This is a genomic window from Streptomyces sp. NPDC111802 (assembly GCF_055634335.1).
The window spans coordinates 48,684-73,601 of record NZ_JBVKCZ010000019.1 but is presented as its reverse complement, the minus strand read 5'-3'; the positions used below and the strand labels follow the sequence as shown (position 1 = coordinate 73,601).

Here is a 24,918-nt window from a genome sequence, read left to right as displayed (position 1 = left end):
CGTCACCACGGACACATAAAACAACCCTCTTATCGGTCTCCCCAACCAGCACATCGTGGGCTTACCTTATGTGCCATGACCTCCCCCCGCTCCACCTATGGCGGCGGCTACTACTCCGCCTCCTTCCCGGACACCCCGATCTACGACAGGCTCGTCGCCGAGCGGGGCACCCCGCAGATCGCCCCGATCCGGGTCCCCGCCGCTTACGACATGCCGGGCGGCAATCTGCCCGCGCTGCCGTCGGCACTGCCCGCCCTCCCGGCGGCGCCGTCCCAGCCCTCCTACGGTTATCCGCAGGCCCAGCAGCCCTCTCCGCTGCAGCAGGCGCCCGCGGCCTACATCCCGCAGCAGGCGGGCGCGCCGCGCGGCTACCCGGGCCCGCAGGCACAGCAGCCTCGGCCGGTGGCGCCCGGCGGCATGGGCTACGAGGCGATGCGCCCCGCGGCTCCCCGCCCCGCCGCGGCTCCTTACCAGGACCCGTACAACAACCAGCAGTACCGCGGCTACTGACCCGTTCCCCCCGGGGTTGTCGGTGCCACCTGGCACGATGACCCCATGGGGTACGCACAGCTGCAGTCGATTCACGTTCATCCGGTCAAGGCGTTCCGGGGCACAGCGCACCCGGAAGCCGTCGTGGAGCCCTGGGGGCTGGCCGGAGATCGACGCTGGATGCTGATAGACGACGGGGGAAAGGTCGTTACACAGCGCCAGCAGCCACGCCTCGCGCTGGCCGCCGCCGAGTTGCTGCCCGGCGGCGGCGTTCGGCTGACCGCGCCCGGCATGGACCCGCTGACGGTGCCCGTGCCCCGCACGGTCGGCACGATGCCGGTGGAGATCTTCCGCGACAAGGTCGAGGCGGCCCTCGCCGACAACACCGCGCACGCCTGGTGCAGCGCCTACCTCGGCGTCGGTACGCGCCTCGTGTACATGGCCGATCCCGCCACGAGCCGGCCCGTCGACCCGGAGTACGCCCTGCCGGGCGAGACCGTCAGCTTCGCCGACGGCTACCCCCTGCTGCTCACCACCACCGCCTCCCTCGACGCCCTCAATTCCCTGATCGCACAGGGCGATCACGCGGACGAGGGCCCGCTGCCGATGAACCGTTTCCGGCCGAACGTCGTCGTGTCGGGCACCGCCGCCTGGGCCGAGGACGACTGGTCGCGCATCTCCATTGGCGAGGTCACCTTCCGCGCGCCTAAGAAGTCCGGGCGCTGCGTGGTCACCACGACCGACCAGGCCACCGCCGAGCGCGGCAGGGAGCCCCTGCTCACCCTGGGCAGACACCGCCGCATGGGCGGCAAGCTGCTGTTCGGTCAGAACCTGGTGCCCCTCTCCCGAGGCACGATCCGGGTCGGTGACCCGGTCACGATTCTCAGCTGAGAAGGATCCCCGCGGGTGACGGAGGGCGGGAACCTCGGCCGGGTGCCCGCGCGTTGGGCCTTTCGTGAGAAGTTCATGAGAGGCCCCGGGGCACAGGTGATTTCGCTCTCTCTTCGGCGGCGCTCGCGGGTGAACGACTCCGCCACGGGTTATCACGGAGCGGGAAGGGGGTGGCCGGACGATGCGCGCGATCAGCGGACTCTGGCGCTGGCGGCACAATCCGCTGCGCCGTGCGACCGATCTGGCCGAGGCCTGGGTCGCCCTGGCGGCCCTGCTGCTGATCCTGGTCGTGACGCCCCTGGCCGGCTCCCTGGTCGGCGGCCTCGCCCAGGACGCCCTGCAGCAGTCCGTGCGTGAACAGCGCACGTCCCGGCACCTGGTGACGGCGACGGTGGTCCGCGAGGTGGACGGCTCCCCGCTGGACGTGGACCCCGAGGCGGCCACCGGACGGGACATGCGCACCCGGGTCGTGGCCGAATGGACCGCACCGGACGGCACCGTGCGCCAGGGCCGGGTCATGGCGAGCCTCGACAGCCCGCGGCCGGGCGACCGGTTCCGGATATGGACGGACCAGCAGGGCCGCACCGTGGCCCGCCCGCTGGACTCCGCGACCGCCGCGACGCACGCCGTGCTCGCCGGATTCGGGGCGGCCCTGCTGACGGCCGGTCTTGTCGAGGGCGGCAGACGGCTGCTCGTCTGGCGCATGGTCCGTCGCCGGTACGAGCGTTGGGACCAGGCCTGGGACAAGGCGGGCCCCGACTGGGGCCGGACTGGCACCGGCAGCTGACGGCCTTCCAGCTCTGGTCAACCCACCGCCCGCGCGCACGCTACGGTGGACCGGCCGAACTCTTCGGCAGCAAACCCGCGTACTACGAGGTGGGGGCACATCAACGCCATGGCACAGGGCACGGTCCAGGTGACGCACACCGGCACCTCGCGGTGGCGGCGCCGCACGGGTGAGTACGCATCGCTCGCCGCCGCCCTGGAGGCCGCGGCCGACGGCGACGTCCTCACCGTCGCGCCCGGCACCTACCGGGAGAACCTCGTCGTCCAGCGGGCGGTGACCCTGCGCGGCCCCGAGGGCTCCCCCGGCTCGGTGCGGATCGCGCCCGTGGACGGTGTGCCGTTGACGGTGCGCGCCTCGGCCGTGGTGCAGGACCTGCATGTGGAGGGTCAGGACGCGGCGGCGCCCGCGCTGCTCGTCGAAGAGGGGGCCCCGGAACTCACGGACGTCAGGATCGTCACCCGGTCCGCGGCAGGGATCGAGGTGCGCGGCGGCGCTCGGCCGACCGTGCGGCGCTGCACCGTCGACAACCCCGCGGGCATCGGCATCGCCGTACTGGACGGCGGTGGCGGGGTGTTCGAGGAGTGCGAGGTCGTCGCGGCCGGTCAGGCGGGCATCGCCGTGCGCGGCGGCGGGCACCCCCGTCTGGAGCGCTGCCGGGTGCACCACGCCGCGGGCTCGGGGCTGACGGCCACCGGGGAGAACTCCTCGCTGGAAGCGGTCGGTTGCGAGGTCTACGAGGTCCGGGGCTCCGGTGTCCAGGTCACCGGCCGGGCCACCGCCCACCTCACGGACTGCGATGTGCACCGCACCACCGCCGACGGTGTCACGCTCGACACGGACGCCGTGCTGACGCTGGCGGACTGCCGGATCCACGACATCCCGGAGAACGCGGTCGACCTGCGCTCCCGTTCGGTCCTCACCCTGACCCGCACCACGGTGCGTCAGTTCGGCCGCAACGGCCTTTCGGTGTGGGATCCCGGCACACGCGTGGACGCCAACCAGTGCGAGATCTTCGACAGCACGGGCGACTACCCCGCGGTGTGGGTCAGCGACGGCGCCACCGCGGTGCTGGACTCCTGCCGGGTGCACGACGTGCCGGACGCGCTGTTCGTCCTCGACCGCGGCTCCCGCGCGGACGTCGTCGACAGCGACCTGTCCCAGGTGCGCAACACGGCCGTGTCGGTGAGCGACGGCGCCACGGCCCAGCTCGACGACTGCCGGATCCGGGACGCGGCGACGGGTGCCTGGTTCCGCGACCACGGCAGCGGTGGCACCCTCAACAACTGCACCGTGGACGGCACCCAGACCGGCGTGATCGTCACCAAGGGCGCCGACCCCGTCATCGAGCGCTGCACGGTCGACTCCCCGGCGGAGGCCGGGTTCTATGTCTCGGCGGGCGGCCGCGGCACCTTCCTGAACTGCCGGGTGAGGGGCAGTGCCGGCTATGGCTTCCATGTCATCGACGGCTGCCGTACGACGCTGCGGAAGTGCCGTACGGAGCGGTGCGCGCGCGGCGGTTACGAGTTCGCGGACGGTGGCCCGGACGCGGCCTCCGGGACGGGCCCCGACGTCGAGGACTGCACCAGCGACGAGAGCGCGGGCCTGAGGCAGCCGCCGCCCGCGCCGCAGCCCGTCGTGCAGACGGCGAGCCAGTCGCCCGGCCTCCTCGGCGCGATCCCCGGCCAGCGCGCCACCGAGCAGGAGGCGCTCGTCGCCGCCGCGCAGGCCGAGAAGCCGGCGCGGACCTCCAAGGACGTCCTCGGTGAACTGGACGCGCTGGTGGGCCTGGAGAGCGTCAAGCGCGAGGTGCGCGCGCTCACCGACATGATCGAGGTGGGCCGGCGCCGTCAGCAAGCGGGCCTGAAGGCGGCGTCGGTCAAGCGGCATCTGGTCTTCACCGGCTCTCCCGGCACCGGCAAGACGACGGTCGCCCGCCTCTACGGCGAGATCCTCGCCTCCCTCGGTGTCCTGGAGAAGGGCCACCTGGTCGAGGTGTCCCGTGTCGACCTGGTCGGTGAGCACATCGGCTCCACGGCGATCCGTACGCAGGAGGCCTTCGACAAGGCGCGCGGCGGTGTGCTGTTCATCGACGAGGCGTACGCGCTGTCGCCGGAGGACTCGGGCCGGGACTTCGGCAAGGAGGCCATCGACACGCTGGTGAAGCTGATGGAGGACCACCGCGACGCGGTCGTGGTGATCGTGGCGGGCTACACGGCGGAGATGGAGCGGTTCCTGTCCGTCAACCCCGGTGTGGCGTCCCGCTTCTCACGGACCATCACCTTCAGCGACTACGGCCCCGACGAGCTGCTGAGGATCGTCGCGCAGCAGACCGAGGAGCACGAGTACCGGCTCGGCCCCGGTGTCGCCGAGGCCCTGCTGAAGTACTTCGCGGCGATCCCCAAGGGCCCGGCGTTCGGCAACGGCCGTACGGCACGGCAGACCTTCGAGGCCATGGTGGAGCGGCACGCGAGCCGGGTCGCCCAGCTGCCGGAGCCCAGCACGGACGATCTGACGCTGCTGTACGCCGAGGATCTGCCCGACCTGACCTGACATCGCGGGTCGGGCGGATCGCCCGGGTCGACCGGATCAGCTCTCGGCCGCGGCCTGCTGCCTCGGCGCCGGAACCCCCGGCCTCAACCGCGCCAGCAGCCGCTCCCGTTCCTCCGCGAACGCCGGGTCCGCCTGGTAGTCGCCGTGGCCGAGGATCGGGGCGGGCAGCGGGTGTTCGGCGGTGCGGCCGTACGCCAGCGGGTCCTTGAGGGCCTCACGGTCGACCTCGGGGTCGCAGCCGTCGGACAGCCGGACCGGGCCCCCGATGGGGTCGGTGACGCGGTACAGGTTGCGCCAGCAGTCGACCTCGGCGTGCAGGGAGGCCAGCGCCGCCGGGCCGAAGTGGGCCGGGAACCAGCGGCCGTACAGGCGCTCCAGCGGGGAGCCGTAGGTCAGGAGTGCCACCCGCCTGCGGTCCGTCGGCGTCAGCTGCCAGGCCGCGGCGGCGGCGAGCACGCTGCCCTGGGAGTGCCCGGAGATGACGAGGCGTCGGCCCTCCCCTTCGCGGGTCCAGGTCGCCATCCGCCAGGTCAGGTCGGGCACCGCGCGCTCGGCGTAGCAGGGCGGCGCGAACGGATGTGCGGCGCGCGGCCAGAAGGTGCCGACGTCCCACAGGATGCCGATGGTGCGCCGGGCCGAGGCGTCCTTGTAGGCGCGCCTGCCCCAGGTGACGAACAGTATGAAGCCGAGGCCGATCAGCCAGGACCCCAGCGCCTGCGCGGTCTCGGCGGCGCCGTGGACGAAAGCGTACGTCCCGTCGGCGGCCTCGCTCGGTGTCTCGTCGGTCGTCAGGGCACCGACCAGGGCTCCGGCACCCAGGAGCAGGGTGGCGGTGGAGGTGACGGCGACGACGAGGGGGGCGCGGTCGGTGAGCGTGGCCATCGCACGGGTGGTGGCGATACGGCGGGTCCGTGCCGGGTCCTGGGGCTCCCCGGTGTAGTCGAGCTCCACCGTGCCCAGTTCGGTGCGGCGCAGCAGCCAGGCCCGCCACGCCAGCCAGCCGCAGAGCAGCAGCAGGAGGACCAGCAGCGGCGGGATCACGGAAGCCTGCCAGGTCAGCAGGACGGGCGGGCCGACGATCGACGCGCCCGTGCCGTCCAGCCAGTCGGCCACCCGCTGGGCGACCCCGCCGGACATCACCCCGCCCAGGGCGCAGGCCAGCATCACCACGGCCGGTCCGCCGAGGCCGCGCATCGCGGCACGCGCGTGGGGCCGGGTGCGGTGGAGGACGTGGGCGACGACGGCGAGCACGATGACGAGCAGGCCTTGGAAGAAGGCGATGGCGCCGAAGGTGGGGTCGCCCGGGAGACGGCCGGTCGACTGCCAGCCCGGCCGGTCCCACCCGGCGTACACCAGGGCGAGCGCCAGCAGGACGAGGGCGGCGAGCGGCAGGCGTCGTACGAGATGCGAGTCGAGTTCCTGGTCGAGGCGGTTCTCGCTGCGGCCCCGGCGGCAGACCACCCACACCACCACGGCCGCGCAGCCGACGAGGGCCGCGTCCAGGAGCCATCCCAGGGTGTCGAGAAGCGCGGGTCCGCCGGGCCGGCGGTCGAAGCGTGCCGCCGCCGAGCCGACCGCGGCGGCGATGGTCAGCAGGCCGGCGGCGGTGTGCGCAGCGCGCAGCCGGGCCACCAGGCGACGGCCGTACCAGAAGCCGGGGCGGCCCAGGGAGGTGCCGCCGGTCTCCTCGTCCGGCTCGGGCTCACGGGCCATCGGCTGCTGGGACTCGTATGCGCTCCAGGTGCGGCGGGAGAGGTACCACAACAGGCCGGTCAGCGCGGCGGGCACCACGGCCGCGAGGGCGAGCCTGCGGCCGGGGTCGCTCCACCAGCCGCCGTTCGAGGCGGTCGGGGACAGGAAGCCCAGCCAGCTGTGCCGCTCGGCGCACGCGTGTGTGCCCGCGCACTGCCAGGCCGCGAGGTCCAGTGCGACCTCGCACGCGGCCGCGACGAACAGCACCGTCAGCGTCAGCCCCGCGAGCCGCACGAGCAGGCCGTACAGACGCACCGTCCGCGCCCGGTCGTGTGTGGTGGGGCGCATCCAGTGGGCGAGGTTCACCACCATGAACGGCAATAACAGCAGCCACAGGGCGCGAGCGCTGTTGCCCGAGGTGAGGTTGCACCAGACGTAGGCCTCGGGCACCGGCCCGTCCCGGTCGTCGTCCGGCCTGCCCTCGGCGTCGACGTCGTCGGCCCGGCGGAAGACGGCTGCCGTGTCGTCGCCGGTGATCCGCACGGTCCGCGGATCGTCCAGCATCTCCTGCGGTGTGGTGCCGCCTACGCCGTGGACCAGGAGTTCCAGGGCGATTCTCGGGTCCTCGGGCGCCGCAGCCGCCCCGTTCTTCGTGACGCGTTCCTGCGCACGTTCCATCTCTCGTACTTCCCCCGTGACGAGCCATCGGCTTGTGGCCGTGCGGGCACAAGGATCTCCGCCGAGACGCTCTCGTACACCTCTCCTCACGGAATCTCCCCGGTCCGTGTGACGGACCGGGGAACGGGAGATGCCGAAGTGACATGCGCGCGTCGGGACGGCCAGTGGCGCCACCTGTACCGACCCGTGCGAGGATGGGACGCCCCGCGCCCCGGGAGGGGCGAGAATGGCCTTGTCGGATGGGGTGGCAGGGCATGTCGGACGGCAGCGGCGAAAGGACCGGAGCGTACGTGAGCGAGAATCAGAACCTCCTCGCGGAGCAGCGGCGCGCCCTGATTCTGGACGAGGTACGGCGCCGCGGCGGGGTGCGGGTCAATGAGCTGACCCGCAAGCTCGGTGTGTCGGACATGACGGTGCGCCGCGATCTCGACGCGCTCGCCCGGCAGGGCGTACTGGAGAAGGTGCACGGCGGCGCGGTCCCGGTGGTCGAGGCCAGCACGCACGAGCCGGGGTTCGAGGCCAAGTCGGGTCTGGAGCTGACGGCCAAGGAGGACATCGCGCGGGCGGCGGCCGAGCTGGTCGCGCCGGGCAGCGCGATCGCGCTGTCGGGCGGTACGACGACATACGCGCTGGCGCATCAGCTGGTCGAGGTTCCCGACCTCACCGTGGTCACGAACTCGGTGCGGGTCGCCGATGTCTTCCACGTCGCGCAGCGCACAGCGGGCCCCCGGCAGGGCGCGGCCACGGTCGTGCTGACCGGCGGGGTGCGCACTCCGTCCGACTCGCTGGTGGGCCCGGTGGCCGACCAGGCGATCGCGGCGCTCCACTTCGACGTGCTGTTCCTCGGTGTGCACGGCATATCGGTGGAGGCGGGCCTGTCCACGCCGAACCTCGCGGAGGCCGAGACCAACCGGCGGCTGGTGCAGTCGGCGCGGCGGGTCGTGGTGGTCGCCGACCACACCAAGTGGGGTGTGGTGGGGCTGAGTTCGTTCGCGGCGCTGGAGCAGGTCGACACGCTGGTGACGGACGCCGGGCTGGCGGCCGACGCGCGCTCGGAGATCTCCGAGCAGCTGCGCCGGCTTGTGGTGGCCGGTGAGCCCGATGAGGGTGCAGACATCTGACGAGGCGCCAGCTATGGTGACGCTGCCCGGAGCGGTGTCGGCATAGGGGGTTTCGTCCATGGCTCACCTGCTGCGTGAGGTCGGGATCGACTTCGTGGGGAGCGCGCCCGTACGGCATGTCTTCGCGCGGGAGGTATCCGCTTCCCCGGAGACGGTGTACCGGGCGCTCGCCGAGGACGTGCCGGGCTGGACGGAGTGGTTCTCGGCGGTGACGCTGGCCCGCCCGCTCGACGACGGAGCCCGGCGCGAGGTCCGGCTCAGGGGCGGCACCCGCTTCGAGGAGACGATCCTCGTGGCGAAGAGCCCCGAGACGTACGCCTACCGCGTCGACCTCACCAACGCGCCCGGGTCGCGAGCCATGGTCGAGGAGTGGCGGCTCGCTCCGGCGGGGACCGGCACCCGGGTCCAGTGGACCTTCGCCGTGGACGGCACGGCGCCCTTCCGGTTCATGTTCGGCCTCGCGCGGCCTGGCCTCGGCCGGGCGTTCCGGGACGCCGTGACCTCGCTGGACCGGCGGCTGGCCGCGGCGGCACGCTGAGGCCGGCGGGTCACTCGGGCCAGACGCCGGTCTCCAGCAGCTGCTCGATGGCGGTCGAGTACGGCGCGATGTCGAGGGCCTGATGGGTCAGCCAGGTGTCCGAGTAGTACTTGTCGAGGTACCGGTCCCCCGGGTCGCACAGCAGGGTCACCACACTCCCCTGCCGTCCCTCGGCGACCATCTCGGCGATGATCTTCAGCGCGCTCCACAGCCCGGTGCCCGTGGAGCCGCCCGCCTTGCGGCCGATGGCCCGCTCTAGGGCGCGTACGGCGGCCACGCTCGCCGCGTCCGGCACCTTCATCATCCGGTCGACGGCGCCGGGCACGAAGCTCGGCTCCATACGGGGGCGGCCGATGCCCTCGATGCGGGAGCCGCAGTCGCAGGTGACGTCCGGATCGCCGGTGGTCCAGCCCTCGAAGAAGCAGGAGTTCTCCGGATCGGCGACACAGATGCGGGTGTCGTACTGCATGTAGTGGACGTACCGGGCGAGGGTCGCGGAGGTGCCGCCGGTGCCGGCCGTGGCGACGATCCAGGCGGGCTCCGGGAACCGCTCCAGCCGCAGCTGACGGAAGATGGACTCGGCGATGTTGTTGTTGCCGCGCCAGTCCGTGGCCCGTTCGGCGTAGGTGAACTGGTCCATGTAGTGGCCGCCGGTCTCGATCGCGAGGCGGGCGGACTCCTCGTACATTTTCCGCGAGTCGTCCACGAAGTGGCACTGTCCGCCGTGGAACTCGATGAGGCGGCACTTCTCGGCGCTCGTCGTGCGCGGCATGACCGCGATGAAGGGCACACCGATCAGCTTCGCGAAGTACGCCTCGGAGACGGCCGTCGAGCCGCTGGACGCCTCGATCACCGGGCGGCCCGGCCGGATCCAGCCATTGCACAGGCCGTACAGGAAGAGTGAGCGGGCGAGCCGGTGCTTGAGGCTGCCGGTGGGGTGGGTCGACTCGTCCTTGAGGTACAGGTCGATGCCCCACTGCTCCGGCAGCGGAAAGCGCAGCAGGTGTGTGTCGGCCGAGCGGTTGGCGTCGGCCTGGACCTTGCGTACGGCTTCTTTCAGCCAGTCGCGGTAGGCGGCGTCGGTGCGGTCGACGTCGAGGGTCACGCCGGACGGGGTCTGCTGGAGGGTACTCACGGCGCTGCTCCTCGTGCTGTGCGGCAGCGGCGAATCGCGCGGCCGTCACTTCGAGCATAGACATCTTTCCGCACGCTTCTCACCTGCATAAACACACCTTTGAGAGCCTCAAAGGCAGCCCTGGGCCAGTGCTCTCACCGGGCCCCTGGGGGCGCATTCGCGCGAGTGCTCCGAGCGCCCCGTCCAGGGGTGACGTGCGCACTGGTGCTCGCCGCGGTACGCGGGCAGACTGCATCGGACGGGACAGCGATCCCGGGCGGGGGCACACTGGATCACGATCAGAGCCGGCCACGGCCCACGCGGGACGGACCGGCACACCGAGGCGCACCAAGAGGGGCGGGGCATGGCTGAGCCGGAGTTCAGGGCCACGGGCGTGCGGATCGGGAAGCGGCTGCGCTCGCTGACCCGGGCCGGGCAGATACGGATCAGCGACGGGCGGGTGCAGTTGCTCACCAGCTACGGCAGCGAGATCGACAGCGCGCCGGTGCAGGCGGTACGGGCGTCCAAGCCCTGGTTCGCCCCGGACGACAAGGCACTGGCGGACCTCAACGGCAACCGCTATTCACTGACGTTGGGCGATCACGACCCCGCGCCGGGCGAACCGGGTCCGCCCGCCGCGCGCCGGTTCATCGAGGCCGTACGGAAGGCCTCCGGACGCAAGGTCTGAGTCACCGCGAGTTGCGGTACGTCACCCCCTGCGTCACGCTGGTCTCACGTCACTCTGGGTTTACCGGCGATAACGCTGCGAACCAGCCCGCCGGCCATGTCAGCAGGCGGCCGTTTTCTTCAAGCACCCTGCTGGATCCGTACTTCGTGTTCTTCCGGACCACTTCAGTCGGGGAGTCGCAGCCGTGATCAGTTACCCAAGCAGGCACTGCACGGTGGAGCTCCAAGCCCTGCCGTCGCGGATCGGTCAGGTCCGCAGAATCGTATCGGCGCAGTTGCGCTACTGGCATCTGGATCCCTTGATAGACCGCGCCGCGCTCGGTGTGACCGAGTTGTTGACCAACGTCCACCTGCACGCCCGGCCCGACAAGATGTGCACCGTGGAGATCGAGCTGCTGCTCGACCGGCTGATGGTCTCGGTGCGCGACCACGACCCGCGGCTGCCGGTCGTGGCGGACGTCAAGAGCGCCGACTCGCTCGCCACCTGTGGGCGCGGGCTGGCGATGGTGGCCGCGGTCAGCGAGAGCTGGGGCGTACGGCCGGACGGCGAGTCCGGCAAGGTCGTGTGGTTCACCCTTCCGACGGCCGCGGCGGCGACCCGGGCATCGGCCGCGCGTCCGCCGCGGCGGACGGCGGTGGCCGTGGAGCAGCCCGCGCGGCAGTTCGCGGAGGTCGGGCAGCGGGTGGACCTGCGTCGGCCGGGACATGCTCCCGCCCGGTCGGCCGTGGTGGGCTGACCGGGCGGTGAGGGGGGTGAATCCGGCCCTGCCGGGTCACTCCGTGGCAATGGCCCGCAGTACGTCCAGGCGCGCCGCGCGGCGTGCCGGGCGCAGGCCCGCCAGGGCTCCGGCCGTCAGACCGACCAGGGCCACCACCACCAGTTGCAGGGGCGGCATCGCGAAGGCGAACGCGCTGTCGCTCGCGCCGTCGGAGGCCCTGACCAGGACCCAGCCGAGGAAGGCGCCGAGCGCGAGGCCGCCGACGGTGCCGAAGGCGGCCACCAGGACCGACTCCCAGCGGACCATCGCCCGCAGTTGGGAGCGGGTCTGGCCGACGGCTCGCAGCAGACCGAGTTCACGGGTGCGCTCGTGGATCGCCAGCGTCAGGGTGTTGGCGATTCCGAGGAGCGCGATGAGCACCGCGAGGGCGAGCAGCGCGTAGACGAGGGTGAGCATCATGTCGACGCCGCCCGCCGAGGACTGTGCGTACTCGTCGCGGGTCTGCACCTCGGGGTTGCCGTACTGGGCCGCGACCTTCTCGACCGCCGCCTTGCCGGCGTCCGTGCCGACGCCGTCCTTGAAGGAGACGGCGATCAGGGTGTCGGCGTCCTGGGTGCGGTGCGGGGCCCAGGCGTCGCGGGTGACGACGTAGTCGCCGGCGAGTTCGGACTGACCGTAGACCGCGCGGACGGTGAAGGTCGACGTCCGGCCGTCGGTGAAGGTGAGGCGGGCCTTGTCGCCGGTCGTCAGGTTCTGCTTGTCGGCCTCCTTCTCGGTGATGGCGATGCCGTCGGTGCCGAGGGCGCGCAGGGAGCCCTGGACGGTGCCCAGATCGAAGGTGCGCTCCAGGGCGATCGGGTCCGTGACCGTCAGCGCCCGTCCCTTGCCGTCGACTTCCGCGACTCCACGGCCGAGACCGACTGCCGTGTCCACCTCGGGCAGCCGCTGGACCGCGTCGGCGAGGCGCGGGCTCAGGCCGCTGCCGCCCGCGCCGAACGACGGGGTGCTGACGGCCACGTCGCCCGCGAACGACCGGGACACGGTCTGGTCCATGGTCGCCTTCAGCGAGGCTCCGAACACCGTGAACAGCGAGACCACGGCCACACCGATCATCAACGCGCTCGCGGTGGCCGCCGTGCGCTTCGGGCTGCGCAGGGCGTTGCGGCGGGCGAGGCCACCGGTCACACCGCGCAGCCGGTCGAGGGGGCCGCCGAGGATCCGTACGGCCGTCGTGGAGGCGACCGGGCCGAGAACCACGAAGGCGACCAGGGCGAGGACCGCGCCGGTACCCGCCAGCCAGATGGACGGGGACACCAGGACGCCGGTGAGCGTCACGGCCACCGCGAGGGCGATGAGCCCCAGTCCGGTGACGGCGCGGAAGCGGGAGGCACCGGAGGTGTCGACCGCCGTCTCACGCAGGGCGGCCAGCGGTGCGGTACGGCCGGCCCGTACGGCGGGCAGCAGGGCGGAGCCGAGGCAGACCAGGATGCCGACCGCGAGCGGCAGGGCCATCGACAGGCCGCTGATGACCAAGTCGCCCTCGGGGAACGGGAATCCGATCGCCGGGAACAGCGCCTGGAGCCCAGCCGCGATGCCGATGCCGCCCGCGAGCCCGGCCACCGACGCGGTGACGGCCACGGCGGTCGCCTCGACGAGGGTCGAGGAGGTGACCTGGCGGCGGGAGGCGCCCAGGGCCCGCAGGAGGGCATTCTCGCGGGTGCGCTGGGCCACGACGATCGCGAAGGTGTTGTGGATGGAGAAGGTGGCGACCAGGAGGGCCACGCCGGAGAACACCAGGAGGAAGGTGGTGAAGACGGTCAGGAACTGGCTGGAGATCATGTCGGTGTTCTCCTCGGCCGAATCCTGGCCGGTGATGGCCTCGACTCCCTTGGGGAGCGCGGGACTCAGCCGGTCGACCAGCTCCTGCTGGCTGACGCCCGGTCCGGCCCGCACCTGGATGCTCGCCGCCTCGCCCGGCCGCGCCGTGAGGTACTTCTCCGCGTCGGCCCGGGTCATGCCGGTGAAGGTCACCTGTGCCATGCCGTCCTCGCCGCCGAAGGTCGCGAGGCCGACGATCGTCACCTTGACGGGGTCCGGTGTGCGCAGGGTCGTCGTGTCGCCGATCGTCAGGTCGCCGCGCTGGGCGGTGCCGCGGTCGATGACCACCTCGCCGGACTTGTGCGGAGTGCGGCCCTCGGCGAGCTGGTACGCGTTGAGCTCGGGGTCGTCGATCCAGTTGCCGGCGAGGGTGGGCGGGCCCTGGCCGCCGATCGGGTCGCCGTTCCTGCCGACGAGCTGGCCGGCGCCCTGGATGTTGGGCGCGGCGGCCGCGACACCGGGGACCTGCTCGACGGCGCTCACGAGGTCCGCGTCGACGGGTTCGCGTACGCCCTGGCTCTCACCGGGTGTGGTGATCGCGTCGGCGCTGCGGACGACGGCGTCCGTGCCGCTGGTCGCGTTGCCGAACATCGTGTCGAAGCTGGCGCGGAGCGTGTCGCCCATGACGAGCGTCCCGGCGAGGAAGGCCACGCCGAGGAAGACCGCGAGGAACGTACCGGCGAAGCGTCGCTTGTGGGCGCGCAGCGAGGACACGCTCAGGCGGATGGATGCGTTCATGACGGCACCTCGAAGGCTTTCATGCGGTCCAGGACCTTGTCGGCGGTCGGGGATTCCATACGGTCGACCAGGCGCCCGTCGGCGAGGAACACGACCTCGTCGGCGTGGGCGGCGGCCACCGGGTCGTGGGTGACCATGACGACCGTGCGGGCCGTCTGGCGCACCGCGCGGCCGAGCAGGCCGAGGACCTCCCCGCCGGAGCGGGAGTCGAGGTTGCCGGTCGGCTCGTCGGCGAAGACGACGTCGGGCCGGCCGGCGAAGGCACGGGCCACGGCGACGCGCTGCTGCTGCCCGCCGGAGAGCTCGGAGGGGCGGTGGTGGAGCCGGTCGCGCAGGCCGACGACGTCGATCAGCGCGTCGATCCACTCCGGGTCGCCCTTGCCGCCCGCGAGGTCCAGCGGCAGCGTGATGTTCTCCGCGACGGTGAGCGTCGGCACCAGGTTGAACGACTGGAACACGAAGCCGACGCGTTCCCGGCGGAGCAGGGTGAGGCGACGGTCGTCGAGGCTGCTCAGCTCTGTGTCCCCGATGTGGGCGGTGCCCGAGGTGAGCGTGTCGAGGCCGGCCGCGCAGTGCATCAGGGTGGACTTGCCGGAGCCCGAGGGCCCCATGATCGCGGTGAAGCGGCCGACCGGGAAGTCGACGCTCACCCCGTCCAGGGCCCGCACGCTGGTGTCGCCGCTGCCGTACACCTTCACGGCGTCGATGACGCGGGCCGCCGTCGGCGTCGCCGTCGTGACGGTCGTGGTCGTCATGCCGCACCGCCCTTGCCCGTACGGCCGAACTGCTCGTCCAGCACGGACAGCCGGCGCCAGTACTCGTCCTCGTCGATCTCGCCGGAGGCGAAGCGGTGGCCGAGCACGGTGATGGGGGACTTCTCGTCGGGGGCCGAGCGCCAGGGACCGCGGCGTCCGCGCCATACCGTGCGGCGCAGCAGCGTGATGCCGCCGACCACGACGGCCGCCCAGATCAGCGGGAACAGAAGGATCCACGGGCCGGGGCCGCCGTCCGCGAAGTGTGCGAGGGTCTGCATCTCGAGTCATCTCCCGAGTCGGTTCGGTCGGTTTCGTCGGGTCGTTCGGTGATGTCTCGAGGCTCTCGCCGGGAGGGGGTCCGAGTCGTCGTACCGCCAGCGGCAGTGTGTGTACCTCGCGGGGAGTACGACGGGCCGGTTCCGCTGCTCCGGAGGGGGCGGCCAGGTGGCTCCGAAGCACCTGGACTTCTGTAACTACTGGTATGTACAGTGCTCGCATGAGCACCTCGGACCGGCTCATCGAGTCCACCCGTGAGCTGCTGTGGGAGCGCGGCTATGTGGGCACCAGCCCGAAGGCCATCCTGGAGCGCTCGGGCGCCGGGCAGGGCAGCATGTATCACCACTTCAAGGGGAAGCAGGATCTCGCGCTCGCCGCGATCCGGCGGACCGCCGAGGAGATGCGGGCTACCGCGGCGGGAGTACTCGACGGGCCGGGCACCCCGTACGAGCGCATCGAGGGGTATCTGCGGCGCGAGCGCGAGGTGCTGCGTGGCTGTCCGGTCGGGCGGCTGACGATGGATCCGGACGTGATCGCCGACGACGAGCTGCGGGCGCCCGTCGACGAGACGCTCGACTGGCTGCGCGAGCGGCTCGCCGGGATCGTCGAGGAGGGCAAGGAGCAGGGGCGGTTCGCGGCCGGCCTCGACGGCGAGTCGATCGCGGCGACGATCGTCGCGACCCTCCAGGGCGGCTACGTCCTCGCCCGCGCGTCCGGTTCACCCGCCGCCTTCGACGCGAGCGTCCGGGGGCTGCTGTCGCTGCTCGCCCCGCGGGACGACACCCCCACTTCGTCGAGCCCGGCGATCGGCACGAGCACCTGACCGACCATCCGGCCCCGAGAAGGGACTTGGCATGCACGCCATGCAGTACGAGTTCACGCTGCCCGCCGACTACGACGTGGACGCCATCCGCTCCCGTGTGGCCCGCGTCGGGCATCTGCTGGACGGCTGGGACGGCCTCGGCATCAAGACGTATCTGCTGCGCGAGCGCGGTGTGCACGGCTCACCGGTCAACCAGTACGGGCCCTTCTACCTCTGGAACACCATGGAGGGCATGAACGCCTTCCTGTGGGGAGGCGCCTTCCAAGGGCCTGTGAACGACTTCGGGCGGCCGCGGGTACGGCAGTGGACGGGGCTCGCCTATGCCGAGGGCGGCGCTGCGGGCTCCCCCGCCACACTCGCCGTGCGTCGGCGCCAACCGGTGCCGGAGGGTGTGGAGTTGGCCGAGTTCATGGCCGGCGCGGCGGAGGAGGCCGAGCGGCTGGCGGCGGAGGACGGCGCCGTGCTGGCCGCGGCCGCTGTCGACACGCAGGCATGGGAGGTGGTCCACTTCTCGCTCTGGGAGCGCGACCTGCCCAAGGCGGAGGGTGAGGTGTACCAGGTGCTGCATCTGTCGGCGCCTGGGCGCGGTGCGTTGCCGCGGGGGCGGCAGTGGTGATGGCGGTTCGGACGGTTCTCGAGGAAGGCGGAAGACATGGCGCTGGAGATGCGCGACCGATGCGAACGGTGCGAGACCGCGCCGCTGCCTCCCGACGCCCCGGCCCGCATCTGCTCGTACGAGTGCACCTTCTGCGTTCCGTGCACCGAGACGATGAGCGGCGTCTGCCCCAACTGCGGCGGCGAACTCGTGCCGAGGCCACGGCGGTTGTGAAGCGTCGGTCTGCCGGGGCGTGAGGTGGACTAGGACCTGCCCAGGTCCAGTCGGCCGATCCGCGCCACGTTCTCCCGGTCCTCTGCGTCCCCGCTCGCCTCGCCGGCGAACCACGCGTCGAGGATCTCCTTGAGCAGCGGCTCCGACGTCAGCCGGAGGCTCAGGGCGAGGACGTTGGCGTCGTTCCAGCGGCGGGCGCCGTCCGCCGTGTAGGCGTCGGTGCACAGGGCCGCTCGCACGCCCGGCACCTTGTTCGCGGCGATGGAGGCACCGGTGCCGGTCCAGCAGCACACCACCGCCTGGTCCACGGTGCCGTCGGCGACCTCGCGCGCGGCCGCTTCCGAGCAGGCGGCCCACTGCGGGTCGGCGCCGGGGCTCAGCGCACCGTACGTCACCACCTCGTGGCCGCGATCGCGCAGCTCGGTGACGAGGGAGCGCGCCACTGGTTCGTCCATGTCCGAGGAAACGGAGATCCGCATGTCACGAGCCTACTCGGCGAGACTCGCCGCCCGGGTGCGCGGGCGGGCTCGGTCTGCGGCAGGGCCTAGGCCAGCGCCCCCAGCGGATCGTCCAGGACCGGCTGCCAGGCCAACTCGGCGGCGCCGACCAGGCTGTTGTGGTCGAGGGTGCACGCGAGGATCGGGACGCCGCCGCTCTGGCCCCACAGACTGCGGTCGGCGACGACGGCCCGCAGGCGCTCGGGATCGGCGTCGAGGAGGGTGCGGTGGAGCCCGCCGAGGATGATGCGGTCCGGGTTGAGGATGTTCACCAGACCGGCGAGGCCCAGCCCGAGGCGGTCGATGAGGGCCTCGGTGGCCGTACGGATCGTCCGGTCGTCGTAGTGGTTGCTGATCAGGTCCTTGGCCTGCTGGAGCAGCGAGACCTCGGGGCCCGGCTCGCGCCCCGCCGCCGTGAGGAAGGCCAGCGGATCGGCCTCGACGTCGAGACAGCCCCGGCTGCCGCAGTGGCAGGGTCTGCCCTCGGGGTTGACGGTGAGGTGGCCGACCTCCAGGGCCAGGCCGGAACTGCCGGTGTGCAGGCGGCCGTCCAGCACGAGCGCTCCGCCGACGCCCCGGTGCCCGGTGGCCACGCACAGCAGGTCCCGGGAGCCGCGCCCCGCGCCGTGCCGGTGCTCGGCGAGCGCGGCGAGATTGACGTCGTTGCCGGTGAACGCCGGTCCGGTGATCCCGGCCGCGCGCACGCACTCCGTGAAGATACGGCGCACCGGCGCGCCGACGGGCCAGGCGAGGTGCAGGGGGTTGAGCGCGAGGCCGTCGGGTTCGGCGACGGCGGACGGTACGGCGAGCCCGGCGCCCACGCAGCGCCGTCCGGTCGTGCGCAGCAGGTCGGCGCCCGCTTCGACGACCGAGCCGAGGACCTTCGCCGGGTCCGCTTCCACGGTCTCGCAGCCGGGCGCGGTGGCGACGATACGGCCGCCCAGGCCGACCAGCGCCGCCCGGAACCCGTCGGCGTGCACCTGTGCGGCAAGGACGACCGGCCCGTCCTCGGCGACCGCCAGCCGGTGCGAGGGCCGCCCTTGCGAACCGGCCGCCGCGCCGGGCCGGGCGTCGACCCGGATCAGCCCGAGCGCCTCCAGCTCGGCGGCGACCGCGCCGGCCGTCGCCCGGGTCACCCCGAGCTCGGCGGTGAGGACGGCACGCGTGGGCGCGCGTCCGGTGTGCACGAGCTCCAACGCGGGTCCGAGCGCACCGCGCCCCCGGTCCAACCGCGTCCTCGAGGTGGTCCCTTCCCCCGCCGGCCGGGGGTCCGCCTTGCCGCTCATGAGGGCGAGTCTCCCATGATCCGCAGATGCGGCGGTCTACAGCCCGCTCACCCTGAGCGTGACGTTCAACCGCCCGGTCAGTCCCAACTCCGGCGGCGCGGTACCCGGGTGCACCTTCGGCACGCCGTGGTGGGCGAGCCGCGCAGGGCCGCCGAACACGAACAGGTCGCCGCTGCGCAGTTCGATGTCCGTGTACGGCCGGGTCCGGGTCTCGGTGTTGCCGAAGCGGAAGACGCAGGTGTCGCCGAGGCTCAGGGACACGACCGGGGCGTGCGACTTCTCGTCGCTGTCGCGGTGCATGCCCATGCGGGCGTCGGCGTCGTAGAAGTTGATCAGCGCGATGTCGTACGGCGCCGCCTGATCCCCCAGGGTGTCCCGTACCGCGCGCCGGCCCAGCTCGCCGAGCCACTCGGGGAACGGTTTCACCGGGGCGCCGTCGCCGTCGACGACCGTGCGGGCGTAGGCGTACGGGTACCAGTGCCAGCCCAGGCAGACCTGCCGGGCGGTCATCGTGCCGCCGCCGGGCGTACGGACGGCGCGCAGGCCGGCCGGCGGGCGCGCCCACTCCCGGCACGCCTCCAGCAGCTCGCGCTGGGCGTGCGCCGACAGCCAGTCCGGCATGTGCACCGCGCCCGGCGCGACCTGCGTACGCTCCCGGGGGAACAGCTCGGCGTCCATGCCTCCCATCCTCCCCCACCGGCCGTGAGCTGCGGCTCGGCTAGCCTTGACGCACGATGAACGACCGTATGACGACGCCGTGGGGCGAGCTCGCGCTGACCCGTTTCCCCGAGGACCCCCGCGACCGGCTGCGTGCCTGGGACGCCTCCGACGAGTACCTCCTCCGGTACCTGGCGGAGGAGGAGATCGGGCTGTCCGGCACGGTCGTGGTCGTCGGTGACCGCTGGGGCGCCCTGGTCACGGCGCTCGCCGCGCACCGGCCGACGCAGATCACCGACTCCCACCTGACCCAGGAGGCGACCCGGGCCAACCTCGCCCGGCTCGGCGTCGAGCCCGGCTCCGTCCGGCTGCTCACCACGCAGGACGCGCCGCCGGACCGGGTCGACGTCCTGCTGGGGCGGGTGCCGAAGAGCCTGGCGCTGCTGGAGGACCAGCTGCTGAGGCTGGCGCCCGCGGTGCACGAGGGCACCGTGGTCGTCGGCACCGGCATGGTGAAGGAGATCCACACCTCCACGCTCCAGCTGTTCGAGCGGATTCTCGGCCCGACCCGCACCTCGCTCGCCGAGAAGAAGGCCCGGCTGATCTTCTGCACGCCCGAGCCCTCGCCGGCGCGGCCCGCGAATCCGTGGCCGTACACCTACACGCTCCCCGACGGCATCGGCGCCGCCTCGAAGCGCACGGTCGTCAATCACGCCGGTGTCTTCTGCCCGGACCGGCTCGACATCGGTACGCGGTTCTTCCTCGGGCATCTGCCGGACGTCAAGGGCGCCGGGCGGGTGGTCGATCTCGGGTGCGGCAACGGTGTCGTCGGTACGGCGGTGGCGCTGGCGAACCCGGAGGCCGAGGTGCTGTTCGTGGACGAGTCGTTCCAGGCCGTGGCCTCCGCGGAGGCGACGTACCGCGCGAACGGGGTGCCGGGGCACGCCGAGTTCCGGGTCGGGGACGGGATGGCCGGTGTGCCGGCCGGGAGTGTCGACCTCGTGCTCAACAACCCGCCGTTCCACTCCCACCAGGCGACGAGCGACGCGACGTCCTGGCGGATGTTCACGGGGGCGCGGCGCGCGCTCAGGCCGGGGGGTGAGCTGTGGGTGATCGGGAACCGGCATCTCGGCTATCACGTGAAGCTGCGGCGGTTGTTCGGCAACAGTGAACTCGTCGCCAGCGACCCGAAGTTCGTGGTGCTGCGGGCCGTCAGAAAGTGACGGTGAGCCGGGGCTCGGTCAGGCAGTCCTCAGCACGCCGATGATGTCGGCGACCGCCCGCACCATCGCCTCCCGGCCCACGCTCAGATACTTGCGCGAGTCGACCGCCTCGGGGTTCGCGGCGAGGAAGTCGCGGATGGCGCTCGTCATCGCGATGTTGAGGGCCGTGCCGACGTTGACCTTGGCGATGCCGCCCGCGACGGCCGTCGCGAGTTCGTCGTCCGGGACGCCCGAGGAGCCGTGCAGGACGAGGGGGATGTCCAAGGTGGCGGCCAGGCGTTTGAGCAGGTCGTGATCGAGGGTGGCGGTGCGGGTGGTCATGGCGTGCGAGCTGCCGATGGCGACGGCGAGGGCGTCGACGCCGGAGTCGGCGACGAAGGCATGGGCCTCGGCCGGGTCGGTGCGGGCACCCGGGGCGTGGGCGTCCAGGGGCGGCTCGCCGTTCTTGCCGCCCAGACGGCCCAACTCGGCCTCGATCCACAGACCTTGGGCGTGCGCCCAGTCGACGGCGGCCTTCGTCGCGGCGAGATTGTCCAGGTAGGGCAGGCGGGCCGCGTCATACATCACCGAGCTGAACCCGGCGTCCGGCGCCTGGCGCAGCAGGTCGTCGCTCTGGATGTGGTCGAGGTGCAGCGCGACGGGGACGGCGGCGCGTTCGGCGGCGGCCACGGCGGCACGGGCGAGCGGCAGGAGCCGTCCGTAGCGGAACTTGACGGCGTTCTCGCTGACTTGGAGGACGACGGGCGAACTCACCGACTCCGCACCGGCGATGACCGCCTCGACATGCTCCAGGGTGATGACGTTGAACGCGGCGACTGCTGAACGGGCTGCGGCGGCACGGGTGATGAGCTCGCCGGTGGTCACGAGGGGCACGGCCGGTCCTTTCTCGGCGCTTGGCGGGACGCGTCAGGGAGTGAGGATCACCGAGCGGGTGAGGTGGCGCGGCTGGTCCGGGTCGAGGCCCCGGGCCGCGGCCACGGCGACCGCGAGGCGCTGGGCTCGGACCAGTTCGGCGAGGGGGTCGAGCCGGCCCTCGATCCACAACCCGCCGGTGGAGCGCACCTGTTCGGCCAGCCCGTCGGGTGCCTCGCCGAACATCCAGGTCGCGGTGCCGCTCGTGGTGATGCTGATCGGCCCGTGCCGGTACTCCATCGCCGGGTAGGCCTCGGTCCAGGACAGTGACGCCTCGCGCATCTTGAGCGCGGCCTCGTTGGCCAGACCTACGGTCCAGCCACGGCCGAGGAAGGTGAACTGCCCGCACTTCACGAGCCCTTCGGGCAAGTCGGCGGCGAGCGCGGTACGGGCGTCGGCGACGGCCGCGTCGGTGTGCCGGCCCAGATGGGCGCGGAGCAGGGTGAGGGCGGTGGTGGCGAAGCGGGTCTGCACGACGGACCGTTCGTCCGCGTAGTCGAGGACGGCGACGTCATCGGCGGTCGTCATGACGGGCGTGTCGGGGTCGGCGGTGATCGCCGTGGTGCGGGTACGCCCCTTCAGCCGTCCCAGCAGGTCGAGCACCTCGGTGGTCGTACCGGAGCGGGTCAGGGCGAGGACTCGGTCGTACGAGCGCCCGTGCGGGAACTCCGACGCCGCGAAGGCGTCCGTCTCACCCTGCCCTGTTCCCTCGCGCAGTACGGCGAACGCCTGCGCCATGAAGTACGACGTCCCGCAGCCGACGACGGCCACCCGCTCCCCCGGCGCCGGAAGCACCCCACCGAGGCCGGCCGCCTCGGCCGCGGCACGCGTCCAGCACTCGGGCTGGCTTTTGAGCTCGTCCTCGACATGGGTCATGTCGCCGCCCTCCTGGCTTCCATGCAAGACCTTCGTGCCTGTTCTGCTTCGCGGCCGCCATCTTCGTGCTTGTTCTTGCAAGATATCGCGAGCTTTCGAGCAGAATCAAGCAATCGACTCAGGAGGGGTGCGCTAAGGTCGCCGAGAAGATCGAGGAATGGAGGGCCGATGTCGCGCGACGCCCGCTGGAAGGCGCTGCTGGAGCTGCTCGTCGAGCGGGGCCGGCTGGACGTCGAGGAGGCGGCCGCCGAACTGGAGGTGTCGTCCGCCACCATCCGCCGTGACTTCGATCAGCTCGCCGAGCAGCAGATGCTGGTCCGTACCCGGGGCGGCGCGGTCGTGCACGGGGTGTCGTACGAGCTGCCGCTGCGCTACAAGACGGCACGCAACGCTTCCGAGAAGCAGCGCATCGCCAAGGCGGTGGCCGAACTGATCGCGCCCGGCGAGGCGGTCGGGCTGACCGGCGGTACGACCACCACCGAGGTGGCGCGAGCTCTGGCCGTGCGCAGCGACCTGACGTCCGGCTCGCCCGCGCTGACCGTGGTCACGAACGCGCTCAACATCGCCAATGAGCTGGCCGTACGTCCGCAGTTCAAGATCGTGGTCACCGGCGGGGTCGCCCGTCCGCAGTCGTACGAACTCATCGGGCCGCTCGCGGACGCGGTACTGGCCCAGATCACGATCGATGTGGCGGTACTCGGCGTCGTGGGCTTCGACGCCACACACGGCGCCGCCGCGCACGACGAGGCGGAGGCGGCGATCAACCGGCTGCTGTGCGAGCGCGCCGAGCGGGTGGTCGTGGCGGCGGACTCCAGCAAACTGGGCCGGCGCGCGTTCGCCCGGATCTGCGCGGCGGATGCGGTGGACACACTGGTCACGGACGCGGCGGCGGATCCGGAGACGGTGCGGCGCTTCGAGGAGGCGGGACTGCGGGTCCTCGCGGTCTGAGCCCCCGTACCCCGCAGCCCTGGCCACCGCGACCCCCGCTCCGCTCAGCCCGACCCCCGCCCGCCCGATTCCACCTACTCTGGGATCGAGGCGCATGGCGGGCCAGGGAGGCTGCGATGAGCACTACCCCGATCGAGACGGGCACATCCAGGGCGTCGCACTATGTGCCGATCGCCGACCACGGTCTGATCGGCGATCTGCGCAGCGTGGCCCTGGTCGGCACGGACGGCACGATCGACTGGTACTGCTGCCCGTCCTTCGACGCGCCGAGCGTCTTCGCGTCGATCCTGGACGCCGAGCGCGGCGGCTGCTTCGAGCTGGCGGCGTCGGTGCCGGCCCGCACCAAGCAGTTCTACTTCCCCGACACCAACGTCCTGATCACCAGGTTCTTCACCGAGGACGGCGTGGGCGAGGTGCAGGACTTCATGCCGGTCGACGGCGACCCGGCCGAGGTCGAGCGGCACCGGCTGATCCGGCGCGTGGTGTGCGTACGCGGCTCGATCCCGTTCCATGCGCGCATCGCGCCCCGCTTCGACTACGGCTCCCGGACGCACACCGTCCGTATGGAGGGCGAGGTCGCCGTCTTCGAGTCGGATGGGCTGTCGCTCGGGTTGACCTCCACCGTGCCGCTGGAGGCCGACGGGCCCGATGTGCGCGGCGACTTCAAGCTCTCCGAGGGCGAGTCGGCGGTGTTCGCGCTGGATCAGGTCGGCGGCGCGCTGGCCCTGAAGCGGTGCGCACGGACCGAGGCCGAGCAGCAGTTCAACAGCACGGTGGCGTACTGGCGGAAGTGGCTGTCCGCGTCCAAGTACCGGGGCCGCTGGCGGGAGATGGTGCACCGCTCCGCCCTCACCCTGAAGCTGCTCACCTACGCGCCCACCGGAGCGATCGTGGCCGCGCCGACGACGAGTCTGCCCGAGCAGCTCGGCGGCGAACGCAACTGGGACTACCGGTACATGTGGGTGCGCGACGCGGCCTTCTGCGTGTACGCGATGCTGCGCCTCGGCTTCACGAGCGAGGCCGAGGCGTTCATGAAGTTCCTTACCGCGCACGTCAGTCAGGGCGACGGCTCGCCCACCGGCCCGCTGCAGATCATGTACGGCATCGACGGCCGCACCGAGCTGCCCGAGCGCAGTCTCGACCACCTGGAGGGCCACCTCGGCTCCGCCCCGGTGCGGGTCGGCAACGCCGCGTCCGACCAGCTCCAGCTGGACATCTACGGCGCCCTGATCGACTCGATCTACCTCTACGACAAGTGGGCGCAGCCGATCTCCAGCGGCCAGTGGGACAATGTGTGCGCGCTGGTGGATTGGGTGTGCGAGCACTGGGACCAGCCCGACGAGGGCATCTGGGAGACCCGCGGCGGGCGTAAGAAGTTCCTGTATTCGCGGCTGATGTGCTGGGTGGCGATCGAGCGGGGCATCCGCATGGCCAACCGCCGCGGCCTGCCCGCCGATCTGCCGCGCTGGCAGGAGTGCCGGGACAGGATCTACCGGCGGATCATGAGCCGGGGCTGGTCCGAGACGCGCAAGGCCTTCGTCCAGCACGAGGACAGCGACGTACTCGACGCGGCCGTGCTGATGATGCCGATGGCGAAGTTCATCGCGCCGACCGACCCGAAGTGGCTGTCCACCCTCGACGCCCTCACCGAGGACCTGGTGTCCGACTCGCTGGTCTACCGCTACGACCCGGAGGCGAGCCCCGACGGACTGCGCGGCGACGAGGGCACGTTCTCGATCTGCTCGTTCTGGTACGTCGAGGCCATGGTCCGCGCCGGCCGGGTCGACGAGGCGCGGCTGGCCTTCGAGAAGATGCTGACGTACGCCAACCATCTGGGCCTGTACGCCGAGGAGATCAGCAACACCGGCGAGCAACAGGGCAACTTCCCGCAGGCGTTCACCCATCTTGCGCTGATCAGCGCCGCGTTCAACCTGGACCGCGCCCTCGGATGAGG

At 72.0% G+C, this 24,918-nt stretch carries 24 protein-coding genes; 14 read left to right on the top strand and 10 right to left on the bottom strand.

The features are described 5' to 3' along the window. Positions 1-75 precede the first annotated feature (75 nt). The 4 genes from ACZ7NC_RS22075 to ACZ7NC_RS22060 all read left to right on the top strand — a co-directional run bounded on the left by ACZ7NC_RS22075 (position 76) and on the right by ACZ7NC_RS22060 (position 4,717). Positions 76-510, top strand: a complete 435-nt coding sequence (locus ACZ7NC_RS22075) for a DUF6643 family protein (RefSeq protein ID WP_471490574.1) — start codon at positions 76-78, stop codon at positions 508-510. A gap of 45 nt (positions 511-555) precedes the next feature. Beyond that, the gene (locus ACZ7NC_RS22070) at positions 556-1,380 is read left to right on the top strand and encodes an MOSC domain-containing protein (RefSeq protein ID WP_471490572.1); all 825 of its coding nucleotides are present in this window, start codon (positions 556-558) and stop codon (positions 1,378-1,380) included. Positions 1,381-1,561: 181 nt separating this feature from the next. Next, on the top strand, positions 1,562-2,167 hold the full coding sequence (locus ACZ7NC_RS22065; protein ID WP_471490571.1) for an Rv1733c family protein: 606 nt from the start codon (positions 1,562-1,564) through the stop codon (positions 2,165-2,167). Between the two features lie 108 nt (positions 2,168-2,275). Further along, on the top strand, positions 2,276-4,717 hold the full coding sequence (locus tag ACZ7NC_RS22060; protein ID WP_471490570.1) for a right-handed parallel beta-helix repeat-containing protein: 2,442 nt from the start codon (positions 2,276-2,278) through the stop codon (positions 4,715-4,717). Between the two features lie 36 nt (positions 4,718-4,753). Here ACZ7NC_RS22060 and ACZ7NC_RS22055 read toward each other — a convergent pair whose 3' ends face one another. After that, positions 4,754-7,087, bottom strand: coding sequence for a hypothetical protein (locus ACZ7NC_RS22055; protein ID WP_471490569.1), 2,334 nt, complete (start codon positions 7,085-7,087; stop codon positions 4,754-4,756). A gap of 290 nt (positions 7,088-7,377) precedes the next feature. Between ACZ7NC_RS22055 and ACZ7NC_RS22050 the strand changes: the two genes are divergently transcribed. Both ACZ7NC_RS22050 and ACZ7NC_RS22045 read left to right on the top strand, forming a co-directional pair. Further along, positions 7,378-8,208, top strand: a complete 831-nt coding sequence (locus ACZ7NC_RS22050) for a DeoR/GlpR family DNA-binding transcription regulator (RefSeq protein ID WP_471490568.1) — start codon at positions 7,378-7,380, stop codon at positions 8,206-8,208. A 58-nt stretch (positions 8,209-8,266) separates the two neighbouring features. Beyond that, positions 8,267-8,746 (top strand): SRPBCC family protein, encoded by a 480-nt coding sequence (locus ACZ7NC_RS22045; protein ID WP_471490567.1) that lies wholly within the window; start codon positions 8,267-8,269, stop codon positions 8,744-8,746. 10 nt (positions 8,747-8,756) lie between these two features. On the opposite strand, the gene cds1 is transcribed toward ACZ7NC_RS22045, so the two are convergent. Continuing rightward, positions 8,757-9,881 (bottom strand): L-cysteine desulfhydrase Cds1, encoded by a 1,125-nt coding sequence (gene cds1, locus ACZ7NC_RS22040; protein ID WP_471490565.1) that lies wholly within the window; start codon positions 9,879-9,881, stop codon positions 8,757-8,759. Between the two features lie 343 nt (positions 9,882-10,224). Between cds1 and ACZ7NC_RS22035 the strand changes: the two genes are divergently transcribed. After that, the gene (locus tag ACZ7NC_RS22035; protein ID WP_471490564.1) at positions 10,225-10,548 is read left to right on the top strand and encodes a hypothetical protein; all 324 of its coding nucleotides are present in this window, start codon (positions 10,225-10,227) and stop codon (positions 10,546-10,548) included. A 184-nt stretch (positions 10,549-10,732) separates the two neighbouring features. Beyond that, complete coding sequence (locus ACZ7NC_RS22030) at positions 10,733-11,284, top strand: ATP-binding protein (protein ID WP_471490562.1); 552 nt, start codon at positions 10,733-10,735, stop codon at positions 11,282-11,284. Between the two features lie 36 nt (positions 11,285-11,320). On the opposite strand, the gene ACZ7NC_RS22025 is transcribed toward ACZ7NC_RS22030, so the two are convergent. From ACZ7NC_RS22025 to ACZ7NC_RS22015, 3 genes are read right to left on the bottom strand one after another with little or no spacing between them, the layout of a single operon-like run. After that, a complete protein-coding gene (locus ACZ7NC_RS22025; protein WP_471490561.1) occupies positions 11,321-13,882 on the bottom strand; it encodes an ABC transporter permease in 2,562 nt (853 codons plus the stop codon). Further along, complete coding sequence (locus ACZ7NC_RS22020) at positions 13,879-14,637, bottom strand: ABC transporter ATP-binding protein (RefSeq protein WP_471490559.1); 759 nt, start codon at positions 14,635-14,637, stop codon at positions 13,879-13,881. Before ACZ7NC_RS22020 ends, ACZ7NC_RS22025 begins: the two co-directional genes overlap by 4 nt. Beyond that, positions 14,634-14,915 carry an SHOCT domain-containing protein gene (locus ACZ7NC_RS22015; protein ID WP_383406125.1) on the bottom strand — a complete coding sequence of 94 codons (282 nt, stop codon included), beginning with the start codon at positions 14,913-14,915 and terminating at the stop codon, positions 14,634-14,636. Before ACZ7NC_RS22015 ends, ACZ7NC_RS22020 begins: the two co-directional genes overlap by 4 nt. A 203-nt stretch (positions 14,916-15,118) precedes the next feature. Between ACZ7NC_RS22015 and ACZ7NC_RS22010 the strand changes: the two genes are divergently transcribed. From ACZ7NC_RS22010 to ACZ7NC_RS22000, 3 genes are read left to right on the top strand one after another with little or no spacing between them, the layout of a single operon-like run. After that, entirely contained in the window at positions 15,119-15,736 is a 618-nt protein-coding gene (locus tag ACZ7NC_RS22010) for a TetR/AcrR family transcriptional regulator (protein ID WP_471490557.1), read from the top strand. Between the two features lie 31 nt (positions 15,737-15,767). After that, the gene (locus tag ACZ7NC_RS22005) at positions 15,768-16,352 is read left to right on the top strand and encodes a DUF4865 family protein (protein WP_471490556.1); all 585 of its coding nucleotides are present in this window, start codon (positions 15,768-15,770) and stop codon (positions 16,350-16,352) included. 36 nt (positions 16,353-16,388) lie between these two features. After that, a complete protein-coding gene (locus ACZ7NC_RS22000) occupies positions 16,389-16,565 on the top strand; it encodes a DUF1272 domain-containing protein (protein ID WP_471490554.1) in 177 nt (58 codons plus the stop codon). A 29-nt stretch (positions 16,566-16,594) separates the two neighbouring features. On the opposite strand, the gene ACZ7NC_RS21995 is transcribed toward ACZ7NC_RS22000, so the two are convergent. The 3 genes from ACZ7NC_RS21995 to ACZ7NC_RS21985 form a co-directional block, all read right to left on the bottom strand. After that, positions 16,595-17,044, bottom strand: coding sequence for an RpiB/LacA/LacB family sugar-phosphate isomerase (locus tag ACZ7NC_RS21995; protein WP_471490552.1), 450 nt, complete (start codon positions 17,042-17,044; stop codon positions 16,595-16,597). Between the two features lie 65 nt (positions 17,045-17,109). After that, the gene (locus tag ACZ7NC_RS21990) at positions 17,110-18,348 is read right to left on the bottom strand and encodes an ROK family protein (protein WP_471490551.1); all 1,239 of its coding nucleotides are present in this window, start codon (positions 18,346-18,348) and stop codon (positions 17,110-17,112) included. Positions 18,349-18,384: 36 nt separating this feature from the next. Further along, on the bottom strand, positions 18,385-19,026 hold the full coding sequence (locus ACZ7NC_RS21985; RefSeq protein ID WP_471490549.1) for an alpha-ketoglutarate-dependent dioxygenase AlkB family protein: 642 nt from the start codon (positions 19,024-19,026) through the stop codon (positions 18,385-18,387). A 68-nt stretch (positions 19,027-19,094) separates the two neighbouring features. Between ACZ7NC_RS21985 and ACZ7NC_RS21980 the strand changes: the two genes are divergently transcribed. Then, positions 19,095-20,228, top strand: a complete 1,134-nt coding sequence (locus tag ACZ7NC_RS21980; RefSeq protein WP_471490697.1) for a methyltransferase — start codon at positions 19,095-19,097, stop codon at positions 20,226-20,228. Between the two features lie 18 nt (positions 20,229-20,246). Here ACZ7NC_RS21980 and ACZ7NC_RS21975 read toward each other — a convergent pair whose 3' ends face one another. Beyond that, on the bottom strand, positions 20,247-21,101 hold the full coding sequence (locus tag ACZ7NC_RS21975; RefSeq protein WP_471490548.1) for a class II fructose-bisphosphate aldolase: 855 nt from the start codon (positions 21,099-21,101) through the stop codon (positions 20,247-20,249). A 33-nt stretch (positions 21,102-21,134) separates the two neighbouring features. Then, entirely contained in the window at positions 21,135-22,016 is an 882-nt protein-coding gene (locus tag ACZ7NC_RS21970; protein ID WP_471490546.1) for an SIS domain-containing protein, read from the bottom strand. 168 nt (positions 22,017-22,184) lie between these two features. On the opposite strand from ACZ7NC_RS21970, the gene ACZ7NC_RS21965 reads away from it, so the two are divergent. Both ACZ7NC_RS21965 and ACZ7NC_RS21960 read left to right on the top strand, forming a co-directional pair. Beyond that, positions 22,185-22,964 carry a DeoR/GlpR family DNA-binding transcription regulator gene (locus ACZ7NC_RS21965; RefSeq protein WP_471490545.1) on the top strand — a complete coding sequence of 260 codons (780 nt, stop codon included), beginning with the start codon at positions 22,185-22,187 and terminating at the stop codon, positions 22,962-22,964. 116 nt (positions 22,965-23,080) lie between these two features. Continuing rightward, a complete protein-coding gene (locus tag ACZ7NC_RS21960) occupies positions 23,081-24,916 on the top strand; it encodes a glycoside hydrolase family 15 protein (RefSeq protein WP_471490544.1) in 1,836 nt (611 codons plus the stop codon). The last annotated feature ends 2 nt before the right edge of the window (positions 24,917-24,918 follow it).